This window comes from Amycolatopsis sp. CA-161197 (assembly GCF_050942255.1).
Classification (GTDB): Bacteria; Actinomycetota; Actinomycetes; order Mycobacteriales; family Pseudonocardiaceae; genus Amycolatopsis.
This window is the reverse complement of sequence record NZ_CP192059.1, coordinates 8479615-8506016: the sequence shown is the minus strand read 5'-3', so window position 1 is coordinate 8506016 and position 26402 is coordinate 8479615. Positions and strand designations below refer to the sequence as shown.

22 protein-coding genes and 1 tRNA gene are annotated in these 26402 nt (G+C 70.7%); 11 read left to right on the top strand and 12 right to left on the bottom strand.

Annotated features, from left to right (window positions below; all coding sequences use genetic code 11):
* Positions 1–113 precede the first annotated feature (113 nt).
* The 3 genes from ACQPXB_RS40110 (at position 114) to ACQPXB_RS40100 (ending at position 6045) form a co-directional block, all read left to right on the top strand.
* On the top strand, positions 114–1217 hold the full coding sequence (locus ACQPXB_RS40110) for an FAD-dependent monooxygenase (protein ID WP_432846985.1): 1104 nt from the start codon (positions 114–116) through the stop codon (positions 1215–1217).
* Between the two features lie 119 nt (positions 1218–1336).
* On the top strand, positions 1337–3514 hold the full coding sequence (locus ACQPXB_RS40105; protein WP_432846983.1) for a PQQ-binding-like beta-propeller repeat protein: 2178 nt from the start codon (positions 1337–1339) through the stop codon (positions 3512–3514).
* 71 nt (positions 3515–3585) lie between these two features.
* Positions 3586–6045, top strand: a complete 2460-nt coding sequence (locus ACQPXB_RS40100; protein WP_432846981.1) for a CehA/McbA family metallohydrolase — start codon at positions 3586–3588, stop codon at positions 6043–6045.
* Positions 6046–6180: 135 nt separating this feature from the next.
* Here the strand turns inward: ACQPXB_RS40100 and ACQPXB_RS40095 are convergent, their stop codons facing one another.
* A complete protein-coding gene (locus ACQPXB_RS40095; protein ID WP_432856981.1) occupies positions 6181–6741 on the bottom strand; it encodes a GNAT family N-acetyltransferase in 561 nt (186 codons plus the stop codon).
* A gap of 209 nt (positions 6742–6950) precedes the next feature.
* Between ACQPXB_RS40095 and ACQPXB_RS40090 the strand changes: the two genes are divergently transcribed.
* A complete protein-coding gene (locus ACQPXB_RS40090) occupies positions 6951–7508 on the top strand; it encodes a hypothetical protein (RefSeq protein WP_432846979.1) in 558 nt (185 codons plus the stop codon).
* A 208-nt stretch (positions 7509–7716) separates the two neighbouring features.
* On the opposite strand, the gene ACQPXB_RS40085 is transcribed toward ACQPXB_RS40090, so the two are convergent.
* The gene (locus tag ACQPXB_RS40085) at positions 7717–8295 is read right to left on the bottom strand and encodes a TetR/AcrR family transcriptional regulator (RefSeq protein ID WP_432846977.1); all 579 of its coding nucleotides are present in this window, start codon (positions 8293–8295) and stop codon (positions 7717–7719) included.
* Between the two features lie 90 nt (positions 8296–8385).
* On the opposite strand from ACQPXB_RS40085, the gene ACQPXB_RS40080 reads away from it, so the two are divergent.
* Entirely contained in the window at positions 8386–8832 is a 447-nt protein-coding gene (locus ACQPXB_RS40080; RefSeq protein WP_432846975.1) for an anthrone oxygenase family protein, read from the top strand.
* 82 nt (positions 8833–8914) lie between these two features.
* Positions 8915–9265, top strand: coding sequence for an antibiotic biosynthesis monooxygenase family protein (locus ACQPXB_RS40075; RefSeq protein ID WP_432846973.1), 351 nt, complete (start codon positions 8915–8917; stop codon positions 9263–9265).
* Between the two features lie 324 nt (positions 9266–9589).
* On the opposite strand, the gene ACQPXB_RS40070 is transcribed toward ACQPXB_RS40075, so the two are convergent.
* A complete protein-coding gene (locus ACQPXB_RS40070; RefSeq protein WP_432846971.1) occupies positions 9590–10066 on the bottom strand; it encodes a DIP1984 family protein in 477 nt (158 codons plus the stop codon).
* 24 nt (positions 10067–10090) lie between these two features.
* Between ACQPXB_RS40070 and ACQPXB_RS40065 the strand changes: the two genes are divergently transcribed.
* Positions 10091–10276 carry a hypothetical protein gene (locus ACQPXB_RS40065; protein WP_432846969.1) on the top strand — a complete coding sequence of 62 codons (186 nt, stop codon included), beginning with the start codon at positions 10091–10093 and terminating at the stop codon, positions 10274–10276.
* 9 nt (positions 10277–10285) lie between these two features.
* Complete coding sequence (locus ACQPXB_RS40060) at positions 10286–11515, top strand: FG-GAP repeat domain-containing protein (protein ID WP_432856978.1); 1230 nt, start codon at positions 10286–10288, stop codon at positions 11513–11515.
* On the opposite strand, the gene ACQPXB_RS40055 is transcribed toward ACQPXB_RS40060, so the two are convergent.
* A tRNA-Leu gene (locus ACQPXB_RS40055) sits at positions 11475–11548 on the bottom strand. The two genes, ACQPXB_RS40060 and ACQPXB_RS40055, sit on opposite strands and share 41 nt — an antisense overlap.
* 122 nt (positions 11549–11670) lie before the next feature.
* Here ACQPXB_RS40055 and ACQPXB_RS40050 point away from each other — a divergent pair.
* Positions 11671–11892 carry a DUF3618 domain-containing protein gene (locus ACQPXB_RS40050; RefSeq protein WP_285972933.1) on the top strand — a complete coding sequence of 74 codons (222 nt, stop codon included), beginning with the start codon at positions 11671–11673 and terminating at the stop codon, positions 11890–11892.
* 68 nt (positions 11893–11960) lie between these two features.
* Here the strand turns inward: ACQPXB_RS40050 and ACQPXB_RS40045 are convergent, their stop codons facing one another.
* Complete coding sequence (locus ACQPXB_RS40045) at positions 11961–12395, bottom strand: hypothetical protein (RefSeq protein WP_432846967.1); 435 nt, start codon at positions 12393–12395, stop codon at positions 11961–11963.
* A 220-nt stretch (positions 12396–12615) separates the two neighbouring features.
* On the bottom strand, positions 12616–13209 hold the full coding sequence (locus ACQPXB_RS40040) for a TetR/AcrR family transcriptional regulator (protein ID WP_386946990.1): 594 nt from the start codon (positions 13207–13209) through the stop codon (positions 12616–12618).
* Positions 13210–13279: 70 nt separating this feature from the next.
* On the opposite strand from ACQPXB_RS40040, the gene ACQPXB_RS40035 reads away from it, so the two are divergent.
* Positions 13280–14740, top strand: a complete 1461-nt coding sequence (locus tag ACQPXB_RS40035; protein WP_432846965.1) for a flavin-containing monooxygenase — start codon at positions 13280–13282, stop codon at positions 14738–14740.
* Between the two features lie 223 nt (positions 14741–14963).
* On the opposite strand, the gene ACQPXB_RS40030 is transcribed toward ACQPXB_RS40035, so the two are convergent.
* From ACQPXB_RS40030 to ACQPXB_RS40010, 5 genes are all read right to left on the bottom strand, one after another.
* Entirely contained in the window at positions 14964–15458 is a 495-nt protein-coding gene (locus ACQPXB_RS40030; protein ID WP_432856975.1) for a helix-turn-helix transcriptional regulator, read from the bottom strand.
* 183 nt (positions 15459–15641) lie between these two features.
* On the bottom strand, positions 15642–17069 hold the full coding sequence (locus ACQPXB_RS40025) for an LCP family protein (protein WP_432856972.1): 1428 nt from the start codon (positions 17067–17069) through the stop codon (positions 15642–15644).
* 452 nt (positions 17070–17521) lie between these two features.
* Positions 17522–19681, bottom strand: coding sequence for a phospholipase A2 (locus ACQPXB_RS40020; RefSeq protein WP_432846963.1), 2160 nt, complete (start codon positions 19679–19681; stop codon positions 17522–17524).
* Between the two features lie 238 nt (positions 19682–19919).
* Positions 19920–21146: a GGDEF domain-containing protein gene (locus tag ACQPXB_RS40015; RefSeq protein WP_366588222.1), complete on the bottom strand. Its 1227-nt coding sequence runs from the start codon at positions 21144–21146 to the stop codon at positions 19920–19922.
* A 786-nt stretch (positions 21147–21932) separates the two neighbouring features.
* Positions 21933–23147 (bottom strand): MFS transporter, encoded by a 1215-nt coding sequence (locus ACQPXB_RS40010; protein WP_366588225.1) that lies wholly within the window; start codon positions 23145–23147, stop codon positions 21933–21935.
* Between the two features lie 390 nt (positions 23148–23537).
* Between ACQPXB_RS40010 and ACQPXB_RS40005 the strand changes: the two genes are divergently transcribed.
* Entirely contained in the window at positions 23538–24431 is an 894-nt protein-coding gene (locus ACQPXB_RS40005; RefSeq protein WP_366588227.1) for an SDR family NAD(P)-dependent oxidoreductase, read from the top strand.
* A 46-nt stretch (positions 24432–24477) separates the two neighbouring features.
* On the opposite strand, the gene ACQPXB_RS40000 is transcribed toward ACQPXB_RS40005, so the two are convergent.
* Positions 24478–26325, bottom strand: a complete 1848-nt coding sequence (locus ACQPXB_RS40000) for an AMP-dependent synthetase/ligase (protein ID WP_432846960.1) — start codon at positions 26323–26325, stop codon at positions 24478–24480.
* Between the last annotated feature and the right edge of the window lie 77 nt (positions 26326–26402).

The following is a 26402-nucleotide window of genomic DNA, read 5'->3' as shown; positions in this document are numbered from 1 at the left end:
CTCCGATCTGTACCAGTACAGCTGACCATCTGTACTAGGTCAGTTTTGGCATGGTTCGCTGGCCGAAGCCAGTGTGTGGTCCGTAAGGATACGACGAACACCTGGAGGAAACCATGCGTAACGTCCTCGTCTCCGGCGCCGGTATCGGCGGCCCGACGCTGGCCTACTGGCTCCGCCGGGCCGGGTTCTCGGTGACCGTCGTCGAGCGCTCGCCCGGCCTGCGGGAGGGCGGCCAGGCGGTCGACGTGCGCGGGGTGGCGCTCGACGTGGTCGACCGGATGGGGCTCGGCGAGCAGGTGCGCGCGGTGCGGACGCGGATGCGCGGAATGTCCGTGGTGGACGGTTCCGGCGCCGAGCTGTTCCGGTCGGAGGAGCAGACCTACAGCAGCGGCCGCCTGGACAGCCCCGACGTGGAACTGGTCCGCGACGACCTGGTTTCCCTGCTGTACAAGGCAACCGCGGCCGACGTCGAGTACGTCTTCGACGATTCCGTCACCGCCTTGCAGCAGGACGAACACGGCGTCCGGGTGGAGTTCGAGCGGGGTGGCTTCCGCACGTTCGACCTCGTCGTCGGTGCCGATGGCCTGCACTCCGCCGTCCGGCGGCTGGCGTTCGGCCCGGAGGAGCGGTTCGCGCAGCACCTCGGGCAGTACCTGGCGATCTTCCCGGCGCCCAACCTCCTCGGTCTGGACAACTGGCAGGTCTGGTTCCGCGACGGCGAAACCGGCGGCGCCGTGTACCCGGTGCACGACAACACCGAGCTGCGGGTGACGCTCGGGTTCGCGTCCGCGCCGCTGTCGTACGACTACCGCGATGTCGTGGCACAGAAGGAAATCGTGGCGAAGAAGCTGGCGGGCACGGGCTGGGAGATGCCGCGCCTGCTGTCCGAAATGGCCGGTGCGCCCCACTTCTACTTCGACGCCATGCAACAGATCCACCTCGACTCCTGGAGCGCCGGGCGCGTGACGCTGCTCGGGGACGCGGGCTACTGCGCGTCGCCGCTCTCGGGCCAGGGCACCAGCCTCGCCCTCGTCGGCGCGTACGTGCTCGCCGACGAGCTCGCCCGCCACGACGACCACACCGCCGCGTTCGCCGCCTACGAGAGCCGGTTGCGCCCGTTCGTCGCCGCGAACCAGGCGCTGGCGACCGAGAACCCCGGCGGTCCGGCGGCCGAGGAGTCGGTGGACCGCGCGAAAAACGCGATCAGTCTCACGTAACGCCGCACGGCCCGGCAGAGCTTGGTCCGTCGTTCAGCCTCCCCACGGCGGTGCGTCAGTTCGGCGTTACCCAATCGGGTGAAGGTTGGCAGGTTCAGCTTCACGAATGGAGGAACCTGATGGTCGACGAGCCCTGCCGCCACGACGGACTGCACCGAAGGGCGTTCTTCGGGCTTGCCGCGGGGGCGGTGGCGGCCCCGGCGCTGGCCACGCTGCTCGGCGCCGCACCGGCGGACGCCACGCCGGGCCGGCCCGGAAGCCGCCTGAAGTTCGCCGCAGTTTCCGACACGCACGTGAACACCACGAGCCCGCAGTCGACCACGTGGCTGACCCAGGTGTACGCATCGATCGCGCGCCGCGACCCGGACCTCGTGCTGCACTGCGGCGACATCACCGACACCGGCCTGCCCGACGAGTACGAGCAGTACGGCAAGGTGCTGCCCGCCGCGCTGCGCGGCAAGATCCACTACTCGCCGGGCAACCACGAGACGCGGTGGGACCCGTCGGCCAAGGAGGAGTTCCACAGCCACTTCGGGCCGACGCCGTACTCGTTCGACGCCGGCGGCGTCCACTTCGTCGGTTTCGACCCGACGCAGGTGCTGCAGGAGCCCGGGCACTACGGGCCCGCCGGCCTCGACTGGCTCGAGCGCGACCTGCGCCGCGTGCACCGGGACACGCCCGTGGTGCTGTTCCAGCACTTCCCGTTCGGCAACCAGTTCTACTACGTCGACGACCAGCCGGCGGTGCTCGACGTGCTGGCGGAGCACAACCTGCGCGGGGTCATCGCCGGTCACGTCCACCGCGAGGACGTCACCCGCTTCAACGGCCTCACCCAGGTGACGCTGAACGCCGTGCGCAACGGCCCGTTCTACTACTGGGCCGAGAAGACGACGGCCGCCGACGGCACCGCGGTGCTGGACGTCAAGCGGGTCACTGTGGCCGCGGACGGGACCGACACCGAGGCGCCGTTCGCGACCGTGCCGCTGACCGGGGGCGGGCAGGGGCGCGAGCAGCGGCCGCGATACGTCCACGTGGGCAAGGTTTCCGGTGGCTCGCTGCCGGTCGAGGTGCGGGCGTCGGCCACGCAGCAGGTCGGCGTGCAGCCGTATCCGCAGGCCGTGTTCGGCGGCACGAGCCCTGGCGCGTGGTTGCCGCTCACGGGTTCGGGGGACCGCTGGACCGGCAGCGTCGACGTCTCGGCGCTGGCTCCGGGCCGGCAGCGCCTTCAGGTGCGCGTGAACGCGGCCGACGGCAGCTGGTGGGAGCAGGTCGCGCTGTTCGCCGTGCCCGCGGTGGCCGGCGACCCCGTCGACCGGTGGCAGGAGCAGCTTCCGGGTTCGGTGCAGGGCGGCGTGACCCTCGCTGCGGACGGCTTGGTGCTCGCCGCTTCTTCGGCCGGTGAGGTGATGGCGTTGCGCCGCGGCGGGAAGCGGGCGTGGCGCACGCAGCTCGGCCCGGTCTACCGGCGCCCGGCAGTCCACGGCACGCTGGCCTTCGTCCCGTCGGCCGACCACCACCTGTACGCGCTGGACGTGCACAGTGGACGTCGGGTGTGGACGTTCGACGCGAACGCCCCGGTCCTGAGCGCACCGCTGGTCTCCACTGTGGACGGCCACGAGCAGGTCGTGTTCTCGGCGGGGCAGGCGCTGTTCGCGGTCGGTACCGACGGCCGGCGCCGCTGGTCCGTGCCGGCGCGCGGATTCTCGTCCGGGCAGGCCGCGAGCGATGGCGAGCGCGTGTACACCTCGGCGGCCGACGGTTACGCGCGGGCGCACGACGCCCGTACGGGCAAGGAACTGTGGGCCTACCAGATGGTGTCCGGTGTCGAGAACCACATCGCGCTGTACAGCGGCTGGGACACCGTGGCGGCGCTCGGCGGTGACGTGGTCGTCTTCGCCACCGTGTCGAGCGCGATCGCGCTGGACCGCGCCACCGCTGCCCTGCGCTGGACCGTCGCCGGTAGCGCGATGTACGCGCCCGCGCTGGTCGTCGGCTCCAGCGTGCTGCTGACCACCGAGTGGGGTGTGCTGACGCTGGTCGACCTCGCCACCGGGAAACCGTTGTGGACGACCAATCTCGCTCTGCGCGTGTTCAACGCGGGCGTGGCGATCAGCGACGGCACGGCGTGGGTGCTGACCGTCGACGGCAAGGTGATCGGCGTGCGGCTCTCCGACGGCGCCCGGCTGGGCTGGCTGCAGCAGAGCCTCGTCTACACGTTCGGCCGGCCGGTGATCGACGGCCGCACGCTCGTGGTCGGCGACCAGAACGGTGTCGTCCACGGGATTTCCCTCCCCTGAGTCCCACCTGAGTTCCCCTTGAGTTCCACCGTGCCGAACCACCGGCGCCGGTGCCCGGAAGAAGGACAGAGATGGGCCTCACTCGAAGACAGTTCATGGTGGCCGGCGGCGCGATCGCGGCGTCCGGCCTCGTGGCCACGCCGGCCGTCGCTGCGACCCAGGGACTCCCGCTCGGCGGCTTTCCCTTCGGTGGCAGCCGCGAACCCCAGGGCCAGTGGCTCGTCGGCGACACACACGTGCACGACGACCACTCGTCCGACGGCAGCCTGCCGCGCCAGACGTCGAAGCAGACGCTGCCGGGCAACCTGCCCGTCGGCGACCAGATCGGCCAGGCCGAGAAGACCGGGCTGGACTTCCTGCCGCTGACCGACCACCGCACGTACGACCAGCACTGGGATCCACAGTGGACGTCCGACCGGCTGCTGCTGATCCCCGGCGAAGAGGCCAACGGCTCGCCGCACGCGATCGTGCTCGGCGCGGTGGACAACGTCGTCGACGGCGCGAACCCGCCCGGCTCGGCGGCGTTCCGGCACGTGCAGCAGTCCATTTGGGACGCGCGGTCGCAGGACGCGGTGTGGCACGTGGCCCATCCCGACGACGGTGAGTACAGCGCCGCGGGCGGACCCAACGACAACGCCAGCGTGCAGGGCGTGCACAACATCGAGGTGCTCAACATCGCCTCGGACCCCGACCTGGAGATCGAGTACGCCGAGAACCGCTGGAACCGCGGCTTCGTCACCGGCGTCAGCGCCGCCAGCGACTGCCACTTCCGCGAGCTGTGGGACATCGCCGGTCCCGGCCAGCCGGCCACCCGCGTGTTCGCCGCCGACCGCAGCGTTCGCGCGATCCTCGACGGCCTGAAGGCCGGCCGCACCTCGGTGTCCTCCGGCGTTTCCGGCCCGTTCGTCACGATCGAGGCCGACCTCGACGGCGACGGCCGCTTCGAGGCGATGGGTGGCGACGAGACCGTGGTCGGCTCCCGGAAGCTGCCGAAGCGCGCTTCGCTGCGGGTGCGGGTCCGCCAGGGCGCCGGCACGCGGCTGCTCGTGTACGGCTGCCCGGGCCGCTCGGCGCAGGCTCTGCTCGACACCACCGTGCGCGGCACCGACGACACGCGCACGCTGCCGTTGAGCCTGTCCGGTGACCACGTGTGGTTCCGCGCCGAGGTGCGCTCGCCCGGCGGCGTGTCCGGCCAGAACGCCGACCCGACCCTGCCCGACCAGTTGCGCGCGGCGACTTCGCCGGTCTTCGTCTCCGTCGGCCGCGCGGCCACGCCCACGCCGGAGATCCCGTTGCCCGCCATGCAGTCCGGGCACGACAACGCGATGGCGGTGCTCGGCGGGACCGGTGAGTTCACGGGGTTCGCCGACGTCGCGGTCACCGGCAACGACGTGCACGTGGTGGCGCAGCGCCACTCCGACGGCCGCAGCCGGATCGTCTACAAGCGAGTGGACCGTCGCGGCTTCGGGCTCTTCGAGGTCGAGCTCTCCGGCGGCTCGGGCACGGCCACGGCGCCGCGCGTCGCCGCTTCCGGGCGCGACGTGTGGGTGGTCTGGCAGGACGAGCGCGGCCACGAACAGCCGCACCGCCCCGCGATCTACCTGCGCCACAGCAGCACGGGCGGACTGCTCTTCGGCCCCGCCGTGCGTCTGGACGCGGGCACCGGCCGGGCCATACATCCGGCGATCGCGCTGCTTTCCGGCGGACAGCCCGTCGTCACCTGGGCCGACAACACCGGCGGTGCGTTCGACGTCTACGCGCAGGTCGTCGGTGTCGACCGGAAGCCGGTCAACCTGTCGGCCGCGGGCAAGACGGTCAGCGCCGGCAACCGGGCCGTCGACGCCCGCTCGCCGCGCTACCCGGCCTCGGTGTTCACGACCGTCGCGGTGGGCCACGGCGACCGCATTCTCGTTGCGTGGCAAGACGACCGGCACGACCCGGATCCACTGTGGACGGGCCACACCCCGCCCGCCGGCCAGGCCGCGTCGGGCGGCACGGACCCGGACAACTGGCAGATCCTGGCCACCACCCGCGCGGGCACCCGCGGCGGCTGGGGCGCGTCGGCGCAGGTCAGCGCCGCCACCGACCGCGCCGACCGCCACCCGAGCGCGGCCGTCGACCACTCGGGCGCCTTCGTCGTCGCCTGGGACAGCGGCGCCCTCCAGAGCTCGGGCGCGAACCTGTCCCTGCGCTCGGCCCGCTCGACCGACGGCCGCACCTGGTCGGCCGCCACGCCGTTCGCGGTCGAGCCGGCCGCGATGAGCCAGCGGCCCCGCCTGAGCCACGACCCGGACGGCACCGTCCGCGCCGTCTGGTACGACTCCCGCGCCGCGGACTGGCGCTGGAAGGTCTTCACGTCGCGCCTCACGCCGGCCGGCTGGTCGGCCCCGGCCCAGCTCACGAAACCGGGCAACGCCACGTACCCCGCGGTCTCCGCCGGCGTCGTGGCCTTCGTCACGGACCGTAACGCCACCCGGGGCCAACGCGACACCACGCAACAGATCTACCTCGTGGACACGGGCGGCCGCTGACGTGGCCCCCGGCCCGGCCGCCGGTGCTCGGCGGCCGGGCCCGCCACGTCGTCCTCGCCGAGCGAGGGGAGGGGTTCACTTGTGGCTCTGACGAGACGTAGTCACTCAGCGTGACGTGATTCCCGGCGGCCGGGCTCAGTGCCGCACGCGAGTCCGCCAGTGGCGCCCGCGCCGCCGGGTTCGCGAGTGCCGCCCCGTCCACGGGCCCGCGTCGACGTCCCGGTGCCGGGCGGCGAACGCGTCGGCGCTGAGGCCCATCAGCACCGGGTACGTGATCTGCCCGTGGTGCGCCTCGGTGTCGCGCACCCGGCCCTCTTCCCGGAACCCGAGCCGGGCGTGCAGGGCGAGCGACGCGAAGTTGCGGCCGTGCACGCTCACCTCGCACTTGCGGTAGCCGGCCCGCCCGAACATCGCGGCGAGCAGCGTCGTCACGGCGTCTTCGGCGTACCCGCACCGCCGGTGCTGCGCGCCGATCCCGACGCCGTAGCTGAACCGGCCCGCCGCGGGGTCCGTTCGGACCCAGATCGACCCGACGAGCGTCCGGCCGTGCAGCGTCTCGATCGCGAGGTGGCGGTCCCCGCCGGACCCGGCCACCTCCGCCCGGTGCGTCGCCCAGTGCCGGTAACCACCGCCACCGTCGCGGTCGAACCCGACCAGGGCCCGCCGGTCGTCGGGCCGGATTTCGCGCAACCGCACCTGCCGGCCCACCCAGGCCTCCCGCACAACGGCACGGCTGCCGGACAGCACCGGCCGGGCGAGGTTCGCGGTCATCGGTACGGCACGGTACCGGGTTGCTGATCGGCGGGTTGACGGGCCGGCACCGGCGGAACCCCAGGGAGGCGATCGCCGCCGAGAGCGTGGTCCTCGGGCTCGGCACGCACTGACCGCCTGCGACGATGGTCCGGATGACCGAATACGGCCGCGATCGGGAACGCCGGCGCCGGACCCGCGCGCTGCTCGGCGCCGGGTACGCGGCCGGGTTGTCAGCCTTGCTGGGGTTCAAGGTGGGCTGGGTCCTCGCGGCGAGTGTGCTGCTCGGGTTGCTCGTCTTGGTCTACGCGGTGTTGACGGTCGTCGTGCGGGGAGAACTGCGGCGGGAACGACGACGGCGCGACGCGGGGGCCGAGCCGTCGTGGCCGGCCCAGTTGCCCGTGGCGGCGGCGCGGCTCCTGGGGGCCGCGGCGCCCGGGCGGCATGCGCGAAGGGTCGACGAGGTCGGCGAGCTGCTCGGGCGGTTGTCGTTGTCGAGCGAGGGGTTGAGGTGGGATCCCAGGGAAGGCGACCGCGGACGTGGCGTCGGCTCGCTGGTGTTCGACCGATCCTGGGCCGCGGCGGTGGTGCCGCTGTGGGGTCCGGGTCGCCAGGGTTGCTTGACGCTCACGCATCCCGAAGCAACCGCGATCGACATCTGGATCCGGCATCCCGCCGACCTCCGGCAGGCGTTGGCCGCCGGTTCGCGATGAGTTCGGGTAACCCGGCAGGCCACCGTGATCATGGGGTGCGGCGGTTCAGGAAGACAATCGCCGTCTTCGACGCTCGGTGGGCGTGCGCAATGACCAATGTGGACTGAGGTGTGACCGCCCTGGCTCCCGCAGAATCGGGAACCACGCAGCGAAAAACGGGCATGGTGCGCATGAGTAACCCGAAGCGGGAACCGAGTCGCACGGTCCGTCAGAGCACGGCGAGCCGGTCCACCAGCAGTTCCACCCGCTGCTCGGTGTGTTCCGGTGGCAGCCGTCCCGCTCGGGTCAGGGTGGCCAGTCCGTGCAGGGCCGCCCAGAACACCTCGGTGAACAGTCCCGGGTGGACACCGGGGCCGGCGACCTCGCCGAGACACTCCAGCAGGGCGGCGAAGGCGTCCTTCAGGGGCTCGGGGGTGTCGTCTTTCGCGAACGTCAGGCCGCCGTCGAGCTGGAACATGGCGTCGTAGACCGCGGGGTTGTGCTCGGCGAAGGTGAGGTAGGCGCGGGCGAGGGCGGTGACCCGGGCGCGGGGGCCGTCGGCGGACGAGGTCGCGGCCCGCAGCGTCGCGGCCATCTCGGTGGCGCCCTCGAGGGCCACGGCGCCGATGATCTCGCGCTTGCCCCGGAAGTGGCTGTAGAGGACCGGCTGGCTGTACTCGATGCGCTGGGCGAGCAGGCGGGTGGTGACCGCGTCCCAGCCCTGCTGCTCGGCGACCTCGCGGGCCGTCGCCACGATGAGGCGTTCGCGGTCCGCCCGTTCCCGTTGCTTGCGTTCCTGTACCGACATGGGTTGAGCCTAGCACCGCTAGACAAACGAGCGGCAGTAGTACTAGCGTTGCTCCATCATCTAGCAACACTAGATTCCCGGAAGGTCACCATGCTCAGCGCACTCGAGGTCTTCACCACCGTGGTCGTCGGCCTGATGGTGGGGGTGGAGTTCTCCGTCGCCTTCGTCATCAACCGCATCCTCGACGGACTCCCCGACGACAGCGGCCAGCTCGGCCGCGCCCACGGGGGCCGGATGCTCGGCGCCCTCATGCCGTTCTGGTACATCGGCTCGCTCGTCCTGAGCGCCGTCTGGGCCGTCGCCGGCTGGCAGCACCCGGGCACCGGCCTCGTCGTCATCGGCGCCGCGCTGCTGATCGTCAGCGTGCTCATGTCGGTCCTGCTGCTCGTCCCGATCAACAACCGGGGCAAGACCTGGACCCCCGAGAACCGGCCCGCGGACTGGAAGGAGCAGATGAACCGCTGGGACCGCTTCCACTACGCCCGCGTCGGCGTTCTCGTCGCCGCCTTCGCCGTGCTGGTCACCGCCCTCACTTGAGCCCGCGGGGCCCACCGGCCCGGTCGTCAAGACACGGGCGCCAGCGATACCCACTGACCGATAGCGAGAGGAAGTGCCGAGAATGGCCAACCTGCAGAGCCTGGACCCGAATACGCCGATGTTCGCGCAGTTCAAGGAGAAGACCGGACCCATCGTCCTGGTCAACACCTTCTTCGTTCCGAAGGAGGGGGCTGAAGCGTTCCTGGCCCTCTTTCGGAGGCAGGCGGAGTTCATGAAGGCTCAGCCGGGATTCGTCTCCCTGCAGATGCACAAGGGAACGGCGGACAGTCGACTTCTGATGAACGTCGCGGTCTGGGAGTCGACCGCGGCTCTCGCCACGGCGTTCGGCAGCCCCGAATTCCAGCGCATGGCGGCGGAGTTCCCAGACGACATCGTGTCGTACCCGCACATCTTCGAGCAGATCGACGTATGACACGGCGGTTGTAGCCGGGGAGGGCAGCCGGAGAAGCCCTGCCTTCCCCCGGTCAGTCACGCATCCATGCGCCATGCCGGCTCGCCCACCGCCTGGCACTGTCCTGACACGGAAAACCCCTTACCCGCCCTCACCTTCCCGGGGAACCAGCACGTGGTGGTGAGGTGTGCCGCGTGCGCGGTCACCTGTGCGCGGTGCTGGGCTGCGCTGTCCAACGGGGAATTGAACCCCTGCGTTGCCCGCCACGCGCCAGGTGCCGGATTGGCCGCCGGCTCGGCTTGTGCTCGCTTTCCCCGGGGCGGTTACCTGCTTCCGTGCCGCCGGTCAGTGGAGGAGGTCGGCCTCCCAGTTGATGCGCTGGATGTCGATGTCGAGGTGGCGCAGTTCGAGGGCGACGCGGTCGGCCTGCTCGCGCAGGTCGGCCACCGGGAGGGCGGCCAGCTGCCTCAGCTCGGACCGCAGCTGGCGCCCCATAGCCTGCCCGCGCCCAGCCGCGGCGTCGGCCGCTGCGGTGAGCACGGAGTGGCGCAGGCGCAGCACGTCGCGGCGGGCGAGGGCGTCGGTGACGGTGCCGTCGCCGAACGGGGTCTGCGCGTTGGTCCGGTTGATGCGGCGGATCAACGTCTCCAGTTCGGTGAGGACGTTCCCGGCCTCGGTGAGCAGCTCGGCCGCGTCCTCGGACGGTGGCTCGCCTTCCTGGTAGCGGGCGCTCGCGACGATCCGTGTGCGCAGCTGCTCGATCCGCTTTGCCGCGTCAGCACGCAGCGCCAGTGCCTCCGCGAGCTTCATCTCCTCGCTCATGCCGCGAGAGTAACGGCGATCAACTTGGGTTCCTACTTTGGCCTGGCGCACCTCGACTGCGGCCAGAGCCGCGACGTCTTTGCCGAAGTGACAGCCGCGGCCCAGTGCGGACCACACGACGTGATCGCGCTCTGGCACGACCTCGACCACCTGGCCGGAGTCCTGCGGCTGCTGGCATTCCTCGACCTACCCACCAGGTCTGCTCGGTGAGTCGGCCCCGTGGACGTGTCCGTAGGCGATCCGCATGGTCCAGACCGAATCGTGGGTGTCGCCGGTCTGCTGCCCTTGATCCTCACCACGCCGGCGGTGGCGTCCGCCGTGCCGGAGCAGTGGTCGACCGGACCGTTCACCGCGCAGGTCGCGGTCAGGGCCGGGGACGTCAACGGCGACGGCAAGGACGACCTCGCCGGCTTCAACGCCTTCCAGAACGCGTGCTACGTGAAGCTGTCGACCGGCTCGGGCTTCCAGCCGCAGCAGGATTGGAGCCTGTGCGCGAACAGCCTCGACGACAGTCCGTACTACGGACACTTCCTCGGCGACGTGGACAACGACGGCCGCGCGGACGCCATCACGGTCCGGCCGCACACGATTGCGACCCCGAGCGTGCGGGGCATCTTCGTGGCGAGGTCGCGCATCTACTACCCCGGCGACGAACGGTTCGAGTTCCCCACACAGTGGCTGGACAACAACATCGCCGGCGACCAGGCGAACCTGACGGCGGACCTGGACGGCGACGGGGACACCGACGTGATCGGCTTGTCCGCCGGGACCCCAGCACTGGCGGCCAGGTCGAACGGCACCACGATGCTGCCATTGACAGCGTGGGGTCCGGACACCCTCCGCGGAGAGAAGGCGACACTGGCGGCGGACGCGACCGGTGACGGCCTCGCCGATTGCATCCTCGTCGACTCGGGCGGTACGCGCGTGGTGCCCGCCACCACGGAGACCCGCCGGCACGTCACCCTGCCGCAGCAGTGGTCGACCACGCCGTTCCACAGCACCAAGAAAACCTTCACCGGGGACATCGACGCCGACGGCAAGGCCGACCTCATCGCCGTCAACGACACCGACGTGCGGGTCATGCGCTCCACCGGCACGGGCTATTCCGCGCCCGAAGTGTGGTACGCGGGCTCGTTCTCCGGCACGAGGGACACCCTCACGGCCGATGTGGACGGTGACGGCGATACCGACCTCGTCGCGGTGAACGACACCGACATCTGGGTGTTGCGCTCGCAGTGGGACTCAGGCGTCCAGCACGACATCCCACGCCTGTGCCGTGGGCCGAGCCAGGCTTGCCGGGTGTGGCGTTCGTGTCGTGTCACCCTTCGCGAGTTTCGATCGGTAACCCCTTCGAGCCGTAAATCCGCAGGTCAAGAGGCTCGAAGCGGCTACCGATGCTTCAGGGTTGTGGGGCCGGAGAGACTCGAACTCTCACTGGCACGGACCTAAACCGTGTGCCTCTGCCAATTGGGCTACGGCCCCGGGAAAGCCGGGAGAATCGTAGCGCGCGCCACGTTCGGGGTGGCTCGGCGTGGTCAGTGGCGGTGGTGGGGGTGTCGTCCTCTAACGTGGGCGCCTACAGTCCGACGCGGCGAGGAGGGCACGTGGCTCGCGACCCCGAGACCATCGAGCGTGAGATCGAGCAGGCCAGGACGGCGCTGGCGGCGACGCTCGACCAGCTGGGCACCAAGGCCAACCCCCAGAAGCTCGCGGACCAGGCCAAGAACGGCATCCGCGCGAAGCTGGACGACCCCAAGGTCAAGTACCCGCTCATCGGCGTGGGGGCGTTGATCCTGGCGCTGCTGGTCCGCAAGCTGTTCCGCTGATCCACCCACACGTTTGAGCGGGCCCGGGGAACCGGGCCCGCTCAAACGTATCGACGAAGCGGCGAGTGTCAGGCGCGCGGGGAGACCGTCGGCTTCGAGGTGGGGACGGCGGGCGTCTCCTCGGCCTTGCGGTCTTCGACTTCCTTCGGCAGCTGCTTGCTCGGCGGGAGCTGAGGCTTGGCCGCAGCGGGAGCGGCAGGAGCAGCAGGAGTGGCGGCAGCCGGCTTCGAAGACCCCGACGGCGGCACCTCCAGCGGCTCGATGTCCGGGAGGGTGAGCCGCGCGGCCATGTACGAGCTCGTGAACTCCAGGGCGCTCCCGTTGAGCAGGTGCACGACCGTGGGTCGCCCGTCCGGGGCGAGCTCGTCGACGAGCTGGTCCGCGCGGTCACGCGCGGCGATGATGCCCGGCGCCTTCGCGGTCCGTTCCCCGCCACGGCCGCTGACGGTGATCGTCCAGTCGTCGTTCTCGTGCGCGTACGTCGCTGTGATCGTCTCCACCACTACCTCACCCCTCTCGCCATCAGCATGCGTCACTGGCCGAGACTCGGCCACCGCACACTCATGACGCGATTTCTGCGCCCCCGCGCAACCCGCGACTGTCCATCAGTCTTTCTACAGGGTTCTCGATACCGTAAAGAAACTCTGTGTCACAAGACACGAGAGGGGATTCGCACTGAGTGACGACCGAATGGCCTAGTGCGCGTGCATGTTCACGCGCACGTCAGCGGGCGCGTCGTGACAGTCCGGACCAGAGCATGTCCATTGCGTAGTCGGTCGCTATGTCGGGAGTCACGTCCGGGAACCGCTCGCACCAGATCGCGAGACGCTCGCACGCGCCGACCACGAACTCGGCCGACGCCTCGGCGCGGAGCTCGTCGTCGAAGTACTCGCTCATCACCGCCACGATCAGGTCCGTCTGCTGCCGCCGCGTCTGCTCGATCTCGTCGGCCGCCGGCGTGCCGATCAACGCCATCTCGTGCCGCAGCAGCGACCAGGCCTCCCGGCGCTCGCGGATGAAGACGAAAAACGCCAGTAGCCCGCGCCGCAGCGCGTCCTCGGCGGAAACCGCGCCCACCGTCGCCTGCTCGGTCGCCTCGCGCAGCGCCGCCCGCGACTGGCGGATGCACGCCAGCAGCAGGCCTTCCTTGGAGTGGAAGTACTCGTACAGCATCGGCTTCGACACGCCCACGAGCTCGGCGATCTCGTCCATCGACGCCGCGCCGTAGCCGCGCTCGGTGAACACCCGCTCGGCGACCTCGATCATCTGCCGTTCGCGCTCGGCCCGGGGCACGCGCTTGCGTTTCGCGGTGGTCACGGCAACACTCTACCGCCGGTAACCTACTCCAAGTAGGATGGACTTCGGGTAACACTAAACGGGAGGGCGCATGGGCAACCGCACCGAGACCGGGGTGATCGTGGTCGGGACCGGGTTCTCCGGCCTGGGCATGGCCATCCAGCTGCGCAAGGACGGCCGCGAGGACTTCGTGATCCTCGAGAAGGCCGACGACGTCGGCGGGACCTGGCGCGACAACAGCTACCCCGGCTGCGCCTGCGACATCCCGTCGCACATGTACTCGTTCTCCTTCGAGCAGAACCCCGGCTGGTCGCGCGCCTACTCGCCGCAGCCCGAGATCTGGAGCTACCTGCGCGGCGTCACGGAGAAGTACGGCCTGCGCCGCTTCCTGCGCTTCGGCCAGGAGATGACCGGCGCGCGCTGGGACGCCGACGAGAACCGCTGGCACGTCACCACCAAGTCGGGCGACGAGTTCGTCGCCAAGGCCCTGGTCGCGGGCGTCGGCGCGCTGCACCGGCCGCAGATCCCGCACCTGCCCGGCATCGAGGACTTCGCCGGCCCGGCCTTCCACTCCGCGCAGTGGGACCACGGCGTCGACCTCGCCGGCAAGCGCGTCGCCGTGATCGGCACGGGCGCGAGCGCGGTGCAGTTCGTGCCGCAGATCGTGGGCCAGGTCGAGCAGCTCACGCTCTTCCAGCGCACCCCGCCGTGGGTCATGCCGAAGGCCGACCACGACATGCCCGGCTGGGCCCGCGGCCTCTTCAAAGCCGTACCGCTCGCGCAACGCGCCTACCGCGACGTCCTCTACTGGATGCTCGAAGCCCGGGCCATCGGCTTCAACGGCCAGCCGTGGGTGATGCAGCTCGGCCAGCGGATCGCCAAGCGCAACATCGACCAGGCCGTGGCCGATCCGGCCCTGCGCGCCAAGCTGACGCCCGACTACACCATGGGCTGCAAGCGCGTGCTGATCTCCAACGACTACTACCCGGCCCTGGCCAGGGACAACGTCGACGTGGTCACCGAAGGCGTCGCCGAGGTCCGTGAGCACAGCGTGGTCGACGCGGCCGGCGTGGAGCACGAGGTCGACGTGATCATCTACGGGACCGGCTTCCACGTCACCGACGCGTTCGACACGCTCGAGATCGTCGGGCGCGAGGGGCGCAACCTGGCCAAGGAGTGGGCGACGGAGGGGATGCGCACGCACCTCGGCATCACCGTCAACGGCTTCCCGAACCTGTTCTTCCTGCTCGGTCCGAACACCGGCCTCGGCCACAACTCCGTGGTGTTCATGATCGAGTCCCAGATCTCCTACATCGCCCAGGCGCTGCGGCTGGCTGGCGACCGCGCGATCGACCCGCGGCCGCAGGTGCAGGAAGCGTTCAACACCGACGTACAGCGCAAGCTCGCGAAGGGCATCTGGACGCGGGGCGGCTGCAAGAGCTGGTACCTCGACGCGAAGGGCGTGAACCGCACCATCTGGCCCGGCTTCACGTGGCGGTACTGGCTCGACACCCGCACGGTCCGGCGGGAGGACTACGAACTGCTGGGCTGACGAACGAGGGGTACGAAGGGGACTTTCGCGGCAGGGGAGGAGGCGCGAAAGTCCCCTTCGTAGCTTGTGGGGAGGGCAGGAGGGCGCGCCGAACAAGCCCACGGACGACGGTGGGCGTGCTCGGGTCAGGGATGAGGGGTGGCGGGGGCTTTCGCGACCCTCGACAACGCGAAAGCCCCCGGCCTGGACCGGCGAAACGGTCCGGGTCGGCTCCGCCCGCGGCTCAGGCGGGCGCGAGTTTGCGCAGGTGGCTGATCAGGTCGACGACCGGCAGGTCGCACAGCTCGGCCATCCGCTCGAGCGCGGGCAGGTCGAGCGACACTTCGGCCGGGCTCGAGCTCAACGTGGTCGCGCCGGCTCCCGGGTCGCCGCGGCGCAGCCGGTCCTCGGCCCAGCGGCGCAGCGGCAGCAGTTCGGGCGAGGCCTCGGCCACCACTCGCCGCAGGTCCACCCGCACGCGTCCCGGCTCTTCCACGAACACCCGCCGGTGCACCTTGGCCAGCAGGTCCTGGGGCAGCTCGTCCATCGCGACGCACAGCTCGACCAGGCGCACCACGGAACACTGCCGTGTGCCCAGCTCGTACGTCGCCAGCGTCTGCAGGGAGATCTCACTCTGCAGACGCGTGTTCAGCTCCTTGCGCGTCCACCCTCGCCTGCGCCGGAGCTTGCGGAGCTCGTCACCGAGTATCCGCTGGTAGTGCTCAGCGTCGATCACCACTTCCTCGTCCCCTGCCCTGCTCACGCTCTCACACGCGGCGTCCGCTCTCGTGACTGCGAACGCGTGCGCGTCTCACGTGTATGAAAGTGGGCAGTGCGCTTTTCCTTACGCGGTTTCGGCCAAGTCTTTGGTGACGATTTCGCAGACTGCTCCGAACGGAGGAACCGCAGTGCGCTGAACAGGTCAGTTGACGCAGGGAACGCCGTTGGCGGTGATCGGTTTCTGGTCGTCACCGGCGGCCGGCGGGGACGCCGCGGGCGAAGACGCGGGCGCGTTGGCCGAGCCGGCCGGTGCGCCGGAGCCGGCGTTGTCGGTGCTCGGCTGGTAGTCCGAGCCGAGGAACACCATCACGTGACCGGCGTCGACGCTCTTGTCCTCCTGCACCGTGGCCTTGGTGCCGAGGGCGTCGGCCACGGCGTTGCCGGAGTCCTCGCCGCCGGAGGGCACCCAGATCACGGTGGTCTTGCGCGAGGTCGCGTTGGCCGTGTCGCCCGCGGTGAAGCCCTTGCCGCTGAGCTGCTTCGACACGCTCGCCGCCAGGCCCGTGCGGCCCGAGGCGTTGCGGACGTCGACCGTGATGCCCTTGTTCGCGTCGTTCGCCGGCGGTGCCGCGGCTTGCTGCCCGGGCTGCGGACCAGCGAGGCCCTGCACGAACTTCTTCACGGCCTGCGGGTCGACCTTGATGGCGTCGCCGTCGCTGGGCGTCTTGTACGCGACGTCCTCGACCGGGATCGTGCGGAACTCGAGCTGCCCGCCGGTGAGGCCCTTCATCTGCTGGGCGAAGCTGAAGATGTCCCAGTTCTGGTTGAGGACCACCGACTTCTTGATGGCGTCGATGAGCGCGTTGAGCTTGCCCGGGTCGGTGAGCGTGCCGGCCGAGAGCACCTTGCGCGCCATGCCGGCCATGAACACCTGCTGGCGCACCACCCGGTCGAGGTCGCCGCGCGGCAGGCCGTGGCGCTGCCGGACGAACTCCAGCGCCTGCACCCCGGAGATCGTGTGCACGCCCTTGGTGAACTTCGCGCCGGAGTAGGAGTCGTCGACGTTGTTGTTGAGGCACACGTCGACGCCGCCGATGGCCTGCGTGATATCGCTGAAGCCGAGCAGGTTGATGGCCGCGTAGTTGTCGATCGTCGAGCCGGTGAGCGCCTCGACGGTGCTGATCAGCTCTTTCGCGCCGGCCTGGTTGGCCTTGACGTCGAGCTCCTTCGGGTCCGTCACGCCCTGCTGCTGCAGGTCCTTGCGGGCCTGGAGCATCGCGCGGGCGTACGCGGAGTTGATCTTGTGCTCGCCGTAGCCGGGGATGTTCACGTAGGAGTCGCGCGGCAGCGAGATCGCGACGGCCTTGCTGCCGTCGTTCGGGATGTGCACGAAGATCAGCGAGTCGGTGTTGAGCTCGCCGTCGGCCTCGCCCGCGCGCAGCTGGGCGAGCAGCTGCGGGGAGAGCGGGTTGCCCTGCGCGTCGGTGCGGCTGTCGAGGCCGACCAGGAGGATGTCGCGTGCGCCGTCGGCGGGCTGGTCGCCGCCCGACTGCGGGTTGATCACGTCGGCGTAGTTGAGGCCGTTGACCAGGCCCTGCAGCGACGCCCACGCGTAGCCGGTGAAGGCCATGACCAGCAGCGACACCACGGCGAGGGTGATCTTCGCGCCCCGGTGCGAGCCCCGCCGGCTCGAGCGCCGCGGCGGCGGCCCGGACCGGCGCTGCGGCGGACGCGACGGCCGGTGCTCGGCGTCTCGGGGGCCGCGCGGTTCAGCCCGGTCGCGCGCAGGTGGCGGCATCCGGCGTCCGCTCGCGCTCCCCGGCGGGTCCTGCCAGGGGCGGGCGGGGCGTCGGCCACCTTGCCCGTTCCGAGGCGGGTGATCCACGCGGTCCGCTCCTTCTTCTTCTCGTCCTTCTGCCCATCACTGTCCGGTTCCCCGGACCTTGAAGACGCATGGTGCCGGGGCGGGGTTGCGGCGGGTCCGCACCTCCCCCGGCTGGCGTGGCCTGCACCACCCATGGTCCGCCACTCCGGCCAGGTTCGCCCGACCGGCGGTGTGCGTGTCCCCGTTCGAGTTTCTCGTCAAGAAGTCACGCTCGCAGCGCGGCGTGCGGGAATCAGACACGAAACGGCCGCGACCAGCGCGAACACCGCCGTCGCCGCGTGCAGGACCACGGTCGGCGCGCCGGCCGCCGAGACCATCAGCGCCGGCGCGCACGCGAGCGCGCACACGAACCACGTGCCGGCCGACGCGGTGGCGCCCGTGCGGACGGTGTGCAGCAGGAGCACGCCGAGCAGCAGGTGCACGAGGCTCTGCACGGGGTCGAGGTGCAGGCCGAGGAAGTCGGCGTCGGCGGCGACGTCGCCGAAGCGCGCCAGCGCGAGCCCGAACACGCCCAGCGTCGCGTAGCCGATGCCGAGCGCGGCGGCCGCTCTGGTGAGCAGCACCGGCCGCCAGCCGGTGGCCGTGCGCGGTCTCGGCGGGGGCGGCGCGGGTTCGCCGTGGCCGCGGGGGTGGCGCTCGAACCACCAGAACACCAGGCCCGCCGGCACGAGCAGCAGCGCGATCGCCATCGCGGTGCGCGGTTTCACGAGCCAGCTCAGCCCGTCGGCGATCGGTCCGGGCAGGTAGACGACGGCGACGAGCAGCAGCATCGCCGCCAGGAACGCCAGGTACAGGCTCATCGGCGCCCGCAGCACGAACCCGGCGGCGCGGCTGACCCGCGGCCGCGCCGCGACGCGCACCATCCGTCCGCCGAGCAGCCCCGCCAGACCGAGCTGGGTCACGCCGAGCAGCAGGACCTCCCAGGGCGGCGCCGACAACGCGGCCGGCGCACCCGGGCTGCCCAGCAGGATCGGCGACGCGCCGAGCGCGAAGGTGGCCACGGCCAGCCCGCCCACCCCGGCCACGGCGGCACCGGCCAGCGCCGGCCGGGGCAGGCGCACGCCGTCGGCGTGGGCGAACGCGACCTGCTGGGCCAGCAGCGCGAGCGCCAGCGTCGCGCCGTAACCCGGCAGCGGCGAGCCGGACCACGCCGCGGTGGCCTCGCCCGCGACGACGAGCGCCAGCAGCCCGGCCACCGACCACAGGCGCGTGCGCCGGTAGAGCGCGAGCAGCGCGGGCGCGCAGACGATCGTCAGCAGGTAAACGCCCAGCAGCCACAGCGGGTGCAGCGCGATCCGCATGACCGTCGCGTTCGTGCCGGCGGGGATGCCGAGCAGCTCCAGCGCGAGCGGGACGAGCAGGGCGACCACGGCGAAGATCAACGCGGGCCGCAGCAGCGGGCTCGCGCGTTCGGCGAGGTAGTGGCGGTAGCCCCGGTCGCGTTCGGCCGGCCAGCCGGTGGCGTTCGCGTAGCCGCCCGCGAAGAACAGCAGTGGTGTGAGCTGCGCGAGCCAGGTCAGCGGCCACCACGCGGACTCGGGCGCGCCCGCCCAGTCGGCCAGTGCCGTGGCCGATTCGCCGAGCACGAGCAGCACGGCCGAGGCGGCGCCGAGCACGGCCCAGCGCGTCGGGGGACCGGTGGCGGCGCGAGCGGGCCGCGGCGTGGTGCGCCGGGCCGTGTGCCAGCCGCGCAGCCGGAACACGAGCAGGCAGCCGATCACCAGGACGCCGGCGACCATCGGCCCGATCGGGTCGGCGACCGGCGGTCCCCAGCGCTGGTGCCACGAGTTCACGACGAGCCCGGCCGAGTAGAGAGTGGCGACGACCTGGCAGGTGCCCGCCGAGCCCATCGGGTTCACCACGCACGCGTGGTGCATGTCCTGCGACAGCCGTGCGTCGAGCGAGGCCCGCACGCTCTGGTCGAGCGGGTGGCCCTTTTTGTCCGCGTAACGCAGGAGGTCGTAGCCCAGGTCGTGGGCCTTGCACGGCACCGCGTAGTCCCACTTGGTGTTGTCGTCGCCCCACGGGGTGGAGCACCCGCCGTCGACGTGGACGGCGCGAACGGTCCCGTCGCGCGCCTGCATCGCGAGGGGCGTCACGCCGCTTACGGCGGTGAAGTCCTTCGGCAGGAGCGCGAGCGCGGTCGGCTGCGGGCCGGGGTGGGTCAGCGCGGCGATGGCGTTCTGCGCGGCCAGCACGTCGCCCGTCGGCGGCCCCTGGTCCGGCGGTGACGCCGGGCGCGAGGCGATGAGCCCGAAGCCGAAGACGACGAAGAGCACCAGCAGCAGCCAGCCCGACGTCGACCAGGGACGGCGGACGCGCGCGGCGGCCGGAGGACGCTCGTCGGTGGCGGGCATGCGCTCAAGGGTGCCAGCCCCGCCCGGGCGGCGGCATGGGGATGACCCCCGGAAGGGGCGGGGGATCTCCCGGGGTTCGGGCCGCGCACCATATTTCAGGGGGTGGTGAATTGCATCACAGACCCTTTTTCGCGACTTCCGGTCACGGAGTGCGAGCTGAGGGTGAATTCACCCGTCCGTTTCCGGGAACCGTTCGTCGAACGCGATTAATCGAAATTGGGGGCGGCGATGATTTCACTCAGGCCACGCGGGGTGGTGGATCCGCGTCGGCGAACCGGACTTGATTCCGGCCGCCTTCCTTGGCGGCATACACCGCGGCGTCGGCCGCGTGCAGCAACTGTTCCACCGTCGCTCCGTTCGGCCCCAGCAGCGCTACTCCGATCGAGGTGGTCCGACCGGTGATGCGGGCGCGACCGCCGCGTTTGTCGGTGGTCACGATCTGCTGGTCGGCGATCGCGGTCCGGATCCGTTCGGCCGTCACCTTGGCGGCCGTTTGGTCCACGTCCGGCAGCAGGATCAGGAATTCCTCGCCGCCGAAGCGGCCGATGATGTCCTTGGGGCGCGTGATGTCGTCGAGGGTCTGCGCCACCGTGCGCAGGACGTCGTCGCCGGCGGGGTGGCCGTAGGTGTCGTTGACCCACTTGAAGTGGTCGAGGTCGATCATCAGCAGCGCCACCATTTCGTTGCCGCGCGCGGCGCGGGCGAGGGCGCGATCGGCTGATTCGGACCACCCGCGCACGTTGAAGATGCCGGTCTTCGGGTCGGTGCGGGCCTCGGACTGCAGTTGGTTGATCTCGGCGAGCCGGTTGCCGAGCACGGTGATGAGCACCAGGATCACGATCGCCGGCGGGAAGTTCACCAGCAGGATCGTGGCGATGGTGCCGAGCCCGATGGTCGAGAGCTCCAGCAGGTTGTCGTCCTTCGTGCCCAGCACGTTGCTCAGCGTCGGCGCGGAAGTTCCGCCCAGTGCGAGCAGGCTGCCGATGACGATCGCCTGCAGTGCCGCGTAGCAGAAGCCGACCAGCATGAGGATGCCGAAGAGCTTCAGCGAGTTGTTCGGCGTGAGGTTCTCCAGCTCCGCCGAGGCGAACGTCTGGTAGAGCTCGTGCGCCGCCAAGGCCGAAACGGCGTGCGTGAACGAGGTGAACACGAACTTGTGCGGCGGCCGCCGCGAGTTGAACCACCGCTGCACCCGGACGATGACGATCAGCAGCAGTGTCAAGTGGATCGGCAGCAGCAGCGCGCCGGGGAACACCCAGATCCCCGACAGGTCGATGTGGACGGCCGTCACGCGGTTGCGCCGCCGCTCCTCCTGCCGGCGCGTGAGCTGGATGTGCACCGTGGCGCACACGGCGAGGATGCCGAACCGGGCCCAGTCCAGGGCCGTGGTGGGCCCGCCGGTGATGATCCCGAACGTCAGCAGGCCGACGGCAAGCGCTTCCCAGGAAAACAGGAAAACGATCATCGCCCGCGGCTTGGTCCACAGATCCCACGACCGCACGGGATTGCCGGAAATCAACTGACCGAGCCGTTTGCCGACACCCTGCGACCGGGTGGTCGCGTTTTGTGAAACACCGCGGGTATCCCCGGAAGAATCTTGGAACTTCGGCGCGTGATCATGAGAGGGTGTGGGTACCCCGCGATTGGAGTCCGTCGGTTCACCGTGCGCGTGTCCGTTGTCGGGCATCGGGCTCGGCCTCCTCCGGTCTCTCGGGTCGTTCGGGTCTGGTGGTATCCGCTGTGGTGCTGTTATCGCTTACCGGTATCATCGCACTCACCGACTTCCCGGCGGTGAGCCCTCCACGAGGGCTGAATTCGTGTTCCGTCCAACCGTGTGCCTCTTACCCGGAGGTGCCTTCCCCCGATGGCTGGTGAACCCTGAATGCGAATTGCAACGCCAGTCTCTGAGCTGTGCCGTCCAGGAGGTGTTTTCCCGATGCGCGACCGCGAAGCCTGAATCGTTCTTGTCTGTTTGCCCGGAAATTGTCAGTGCGCTCAGTTCGAGGAGGTGGCCCACCGTGCGTGACCGCGAGGCGTGATTCCGGTGACCGGCAGCCAAGAGTTCGTGACCGTGTGAGCAGAGGAGAGCCGCGATGCGTGACCGCGAAGCCTGAGAACGCGAAGCCCGACAGCACTGAGCCTGGCAACACCGAGCCTGACAACACAGGGCCTCACAACGCAGGGCACCCCGAGACTTCGATCCGGATCCCAGAACCGGATCGCCCCGGCCGGTGAACGAGCCGGCCACGACTCAGAGCCCGGTGTCGGCCGCGACCGCGTGCCGCACCCGGGTCCACGAGAAGGCGGTGGGGATGGCCAGCGCCACGCCGAGCAGACCGGCGAGCGCGATGGCGGTGACCGCGGACCCGGTCACCTGGGCGACCACCCCACCCAGCGCGACCCCGACTCCCTGCGCGACCCGCAGCCCCGTGCGGTAGAGCCCGCCGGCGCCGCCGCGCAGCTCGTTCGGCACCCAGGTGGCGAACGTCGCGGTGACCGTGATGATGTACGCGCCCATCGCACCCGCCAGTGCGAGGAGCACGAGAGCCAGCGCCAGGTTCGGCTGGAGCAGGAACAGCGCGAGCAGGGCCAGCGACGTCGTCGCGAGGATGCCCAGCAGGCGCAGCCTGACCTGGGCGGACGCGAACTTCGAAAGCAAGTAGGCACCGGCCACGAACCCCAGCGGGTCGGCTGCCAGCAGCCAGCCCACGGCCGCGGACGACGCGCCGAGCTGCTGCGCCAGCGGAGCCGCGAGTCCCTCGGGGACCACCGCGAGCCCGACCAGCCACGACAGCGCGATCAGCACCCGCAGCCTGCGCTGCCCGAACACGAACCGCGTGGCCCCGAACCACGTCGTCTGCTCGCCACCCGCGGCCGGGCGATCGTGCACCCACACGCGCACGATGAGCGAGGCGACGGCAAAGCTCACGGCGTCGATCGCCAGCGCCCACGACGTGCCCACGAACGTCACGAGCAGGCCGCCGCCCGCGAGCCCCAGCAGCATCACCGTGTTGGTCGTGATCCCACGCAGGTCCTGGCTGCGCAGGTAGATCTCGTCGTCGGTGAACACTTCTCGGGTGATGGCGTTCTGCGCGGCGTTGGCGGGTGACGCGGCGAGCTGCACGGCCACGAGCAGGCTGCACAGCACGACGAGCGGCATGCCCGGCAGGCTCATGAGCCCCACGAGCACCGCCTGCACCGCGGCGCTCGCGCTCAGCACCGCGCGCCGCGGGTAGCGGTCGGCGAGGAAGGACAGCCCGAGCCCACCCGCCAGCGCGGGGAGGAACGTGAGGGCGTAGACGACGGCGGCCCAGAGGGCCGAGCCGGTGCGGTTGTAGACGAGGATGGCGAGCGCAACCTTCGCCAGCTGGTCGCCCGCGCTCGAGATGGCCTCGGCCGCCCACAGAACGCGGTACTCGACGTTCCGTAGTGGCGCCGTCAGCCGTGGCGTGGCGTGGGTCGTCACAGGGTGACCACTTCCCCCTCCCCGATCGGGTGAACGTGTCCGGTGGGCATTCTGCCTGGGCTGTGACGGCGACCCCGAGGGAGTCACAGTTCCCGGGCGGCGGGACAACAATCAGTATGCCGCTGATTACGGTCGGGCGAACAGCAGATACGCGCGTTATCTCCGGCTGGGCCGTTCAGGGGACCGCGGGGCCGGCGGCGGGACCCACTCCCGGTCGGTGCTGACCTGTCCGGAGGTACCGGTGGGCTGGTCGACCTTCACTCGCTCGGCGCAGCACGGCCACCGTTCGTCGCGGTCGCCCTGCTTGCCGCACCGAATGGCCCAACACTGAAAAGGAGCCCGGTGGAGCGGTCCTTCGCCCCGCCGGCGCCGGCCAGTGGGGAGAGGGTTATGGACAGGCTCATGCAGGACAAGGCCGTGGTCGTCACCGGCGCAGGACGCGGACTCGGCGAGGCGTTCGCCGTGCACGTGGCCCGCGCGGGTGGGGCCGTGGTGGTCAACGACGTCGACGCCGGCCTAGCCGAGCGCACGGCGGAGAACATCCGGCAGCACGGCGGCCGGGCCGTCGCGAGTGGACACAGCGTTTCCGACCCGGCGCAGGCCCAGGCCATCGTGGACCTGTGCGTGGGCGAGTTCGGCCGGATCGACGGCCTGGTCAACAACGCCGGGCTCAACTACGAGGCCCTGCCGTGGGACGACAACGTCGACCAAGCCAAGGAGCTGGTCGAGGTCAACGTCCTGGGCGTGATGTACACGGGCCTGGCCGCGATCAAGGCGATGGTCGCCGGCGGGGTGCACGGGTCGATCGTGAATATTTCGTCCGGCGCTTCGCTGGGGCAGCGGAAGCTGGGGGTGTACGCCGCTTCGAAGGGCGCCGTCGCTTCGCTGACGTATTCGTGGGCCCTGGACCTGGAGGAGCACGGGATCCGGGCCAACGCCGTGTGCCCGGTGGCGCACACGCGGATGGTGTGGAAGTCGGAGCGGGCGTTGCGCGCTTGCCCGCCGGAGCGGACGCCGTCCCGGATCGCGCCGGTGGTGCTGTTCCTGCTCGGCGACGGGTCGGCGGGGATCACCGGGCAGATGATCCGGTGCAACGGGCCGCAGCTGCACGTGATGGGTCAGCCGTTCCTGAAGCAGCCGATCCTCGAGCGGCAGGCGTGGGACACGGAGACGGTGCAGAACGCCTTCGACGAGGTGTTCTCGGCGCACCTCGAGAACTACGGGCTCGAGAAGCGGGTGCCGCCACGCCTTCGCAAGTGGACGGACAGCAGCCGGATCGCGTGAGGTCCCCAGGGCGGCCTGGACCCGCGCCGCCCCGGGGGTTCACGGGTCAGGACGCCGGCCTGGCGGCGGCGTAGAGGTCCTTGATCGCGGCGTCGTAGCGCTCGTTGATGACGCGGCGCTTGAGCTTCAGCGTGGGCGTCAGCTCGCCGGTTTCGGGAGTCCACGCCTGCGTGATCAGGTGGTAGCGCTTGATCTGCTCGATACGGGCCAGCCGGCTGTTGGCCGACTCCACCGCGCGCTCGATCTCCGCCAGCACGTTCTCGTGGGCGGCCAGCTCGTCGATGCCGGCCGCCTCGATGCCGTTGGCCGCTGCCCAGCCGGGAGCGATCTCGTCGTCGAGGACGATGAGCGCGGTGACGTACGGGCGGTCGTCGCCGATCGCGACGGCCTGGCCGATGAGCGGGTGCTCCTTGAGCAGACCCTCGATGCGGGTGGGGGCGATGTTCTTGCCGCTCGAGGTGATGATCAGTTCCTTCTTGCGGTCGGTGATCCGCACGAAACCGTCTTCGCCGATGGTGCCGATGTCGCCGGTGGCGTACCAGCCGTCGGCGTCGGTGGCGTCGGCGATCGAGCCGTCTTCCTGCAGGTAACCGAGGAACACGATGGGGCCGCGCACGAGCAGCTCACCGTCTTCGGCCACCTTCACCTCGACGCCCTCGAGCGGCTTGCCGACGGTGCCCGCGCGGAAGCCGCCGGCGCTGTTCGACGTGGCCGCGCCGGTCGTCTCGGACAGGCCCCAGACCTCCTGGATCTCCACGCCCAGGCCGGCGATGAAGTACAGGACCTCCACCGGCAGGGCCGCGGCGCCGCTGGAGGCGACGAGCACCTTGTCCAGACCGAGCAGCGCGCGCACGGGGGCGAGCACGGCTTCGTCCGTCTTCGCGATGCGCTCGGCGAGCTCGGCCGGCACTTCCTTGCCGGCGGAGCGCAGCTTGTAGCCCTCCTGCAGCAGGGCGTTGGCCGAGAGCAGCGCCTCGCGCCGGTCCTCGGGGACGCCGCCGAGCATGTTCTTCATGCCCGCCACCATCTTTTCCCACACGCGCGGCACGCCGAAGAAGCTCTCCGGGTGCACCTGCCCGAGCGCGGCGACGACCCCGGCGGCGTCGGCGACGGTGTGCACGTGGCCCGCCCACAGCAGCGGCAGGTAGATCGACAGCTCGCGCTCGGCGATGTGCGCCAGCGGCAGGTAGGCGATGTTCTTGGCGTGCATGGGCGCGTCGTGCAGGTTCTGCACCGCGAGTCCTTCGTGGACGGCGTTGCGGTGCGACAGCACGACACCCTTGGGATCGCCGGTGGTGCCGGAGGTGTAGATCATCGCGAGCGGGTCGTCCGGCTGGATGCCCTGCCACGCGGCTTCGAACGCGTCGGGGTCCTCGGCCAGCGCCGCGCGTCCGGCTTCGCGCACTTCGGCGAACGAAACGAACCGCTCGTCGCCGGCCGGGATCGCGGCCGCGTCCATCACGACGACGTGGCGCAGTGCGGGCAGATCGTCGAGCACCGGCAGCCAGCGTTCCAGCTCGCCTGCGCCGCCGAGGACGACGACGGGTGCGGCGCTGTGGCGGGCGACGTAGCGGATCTGGTCCGGGCTCAGCGTCGCGTAGGCGGTGCACGGGATCGCGGCCAGGTGCACGGCGGCGAGGTCGGCGACCAGGTGGTCGGGACTGCTCGCGGCCATGATCAGCATGCGGTCGCGCTTGCCGAGGCCGAGCCCGGCCAGGCCGCGCGAGAACTCGGCGATCGCGGTGCGGAACTCACTCCAGCTCAGCGTCGGGTGACCCTCGAGGTCGAGCGAGGTGACGGCGGGGTGCTCGCCGTACTCGGTGGCGTTGCGGTGCAGCAGGCGGGGGATCGTCTGACCCTCGGCCTGTGCGGCTGCGGACTGCGGGGTGGTCAACGCTGGCCCTCCTCCGGTGGTGCTGGTGAGCGACCACTGTAGGGGCTCCCGGCCGGTGTGGATAGAGAATCGCGGCC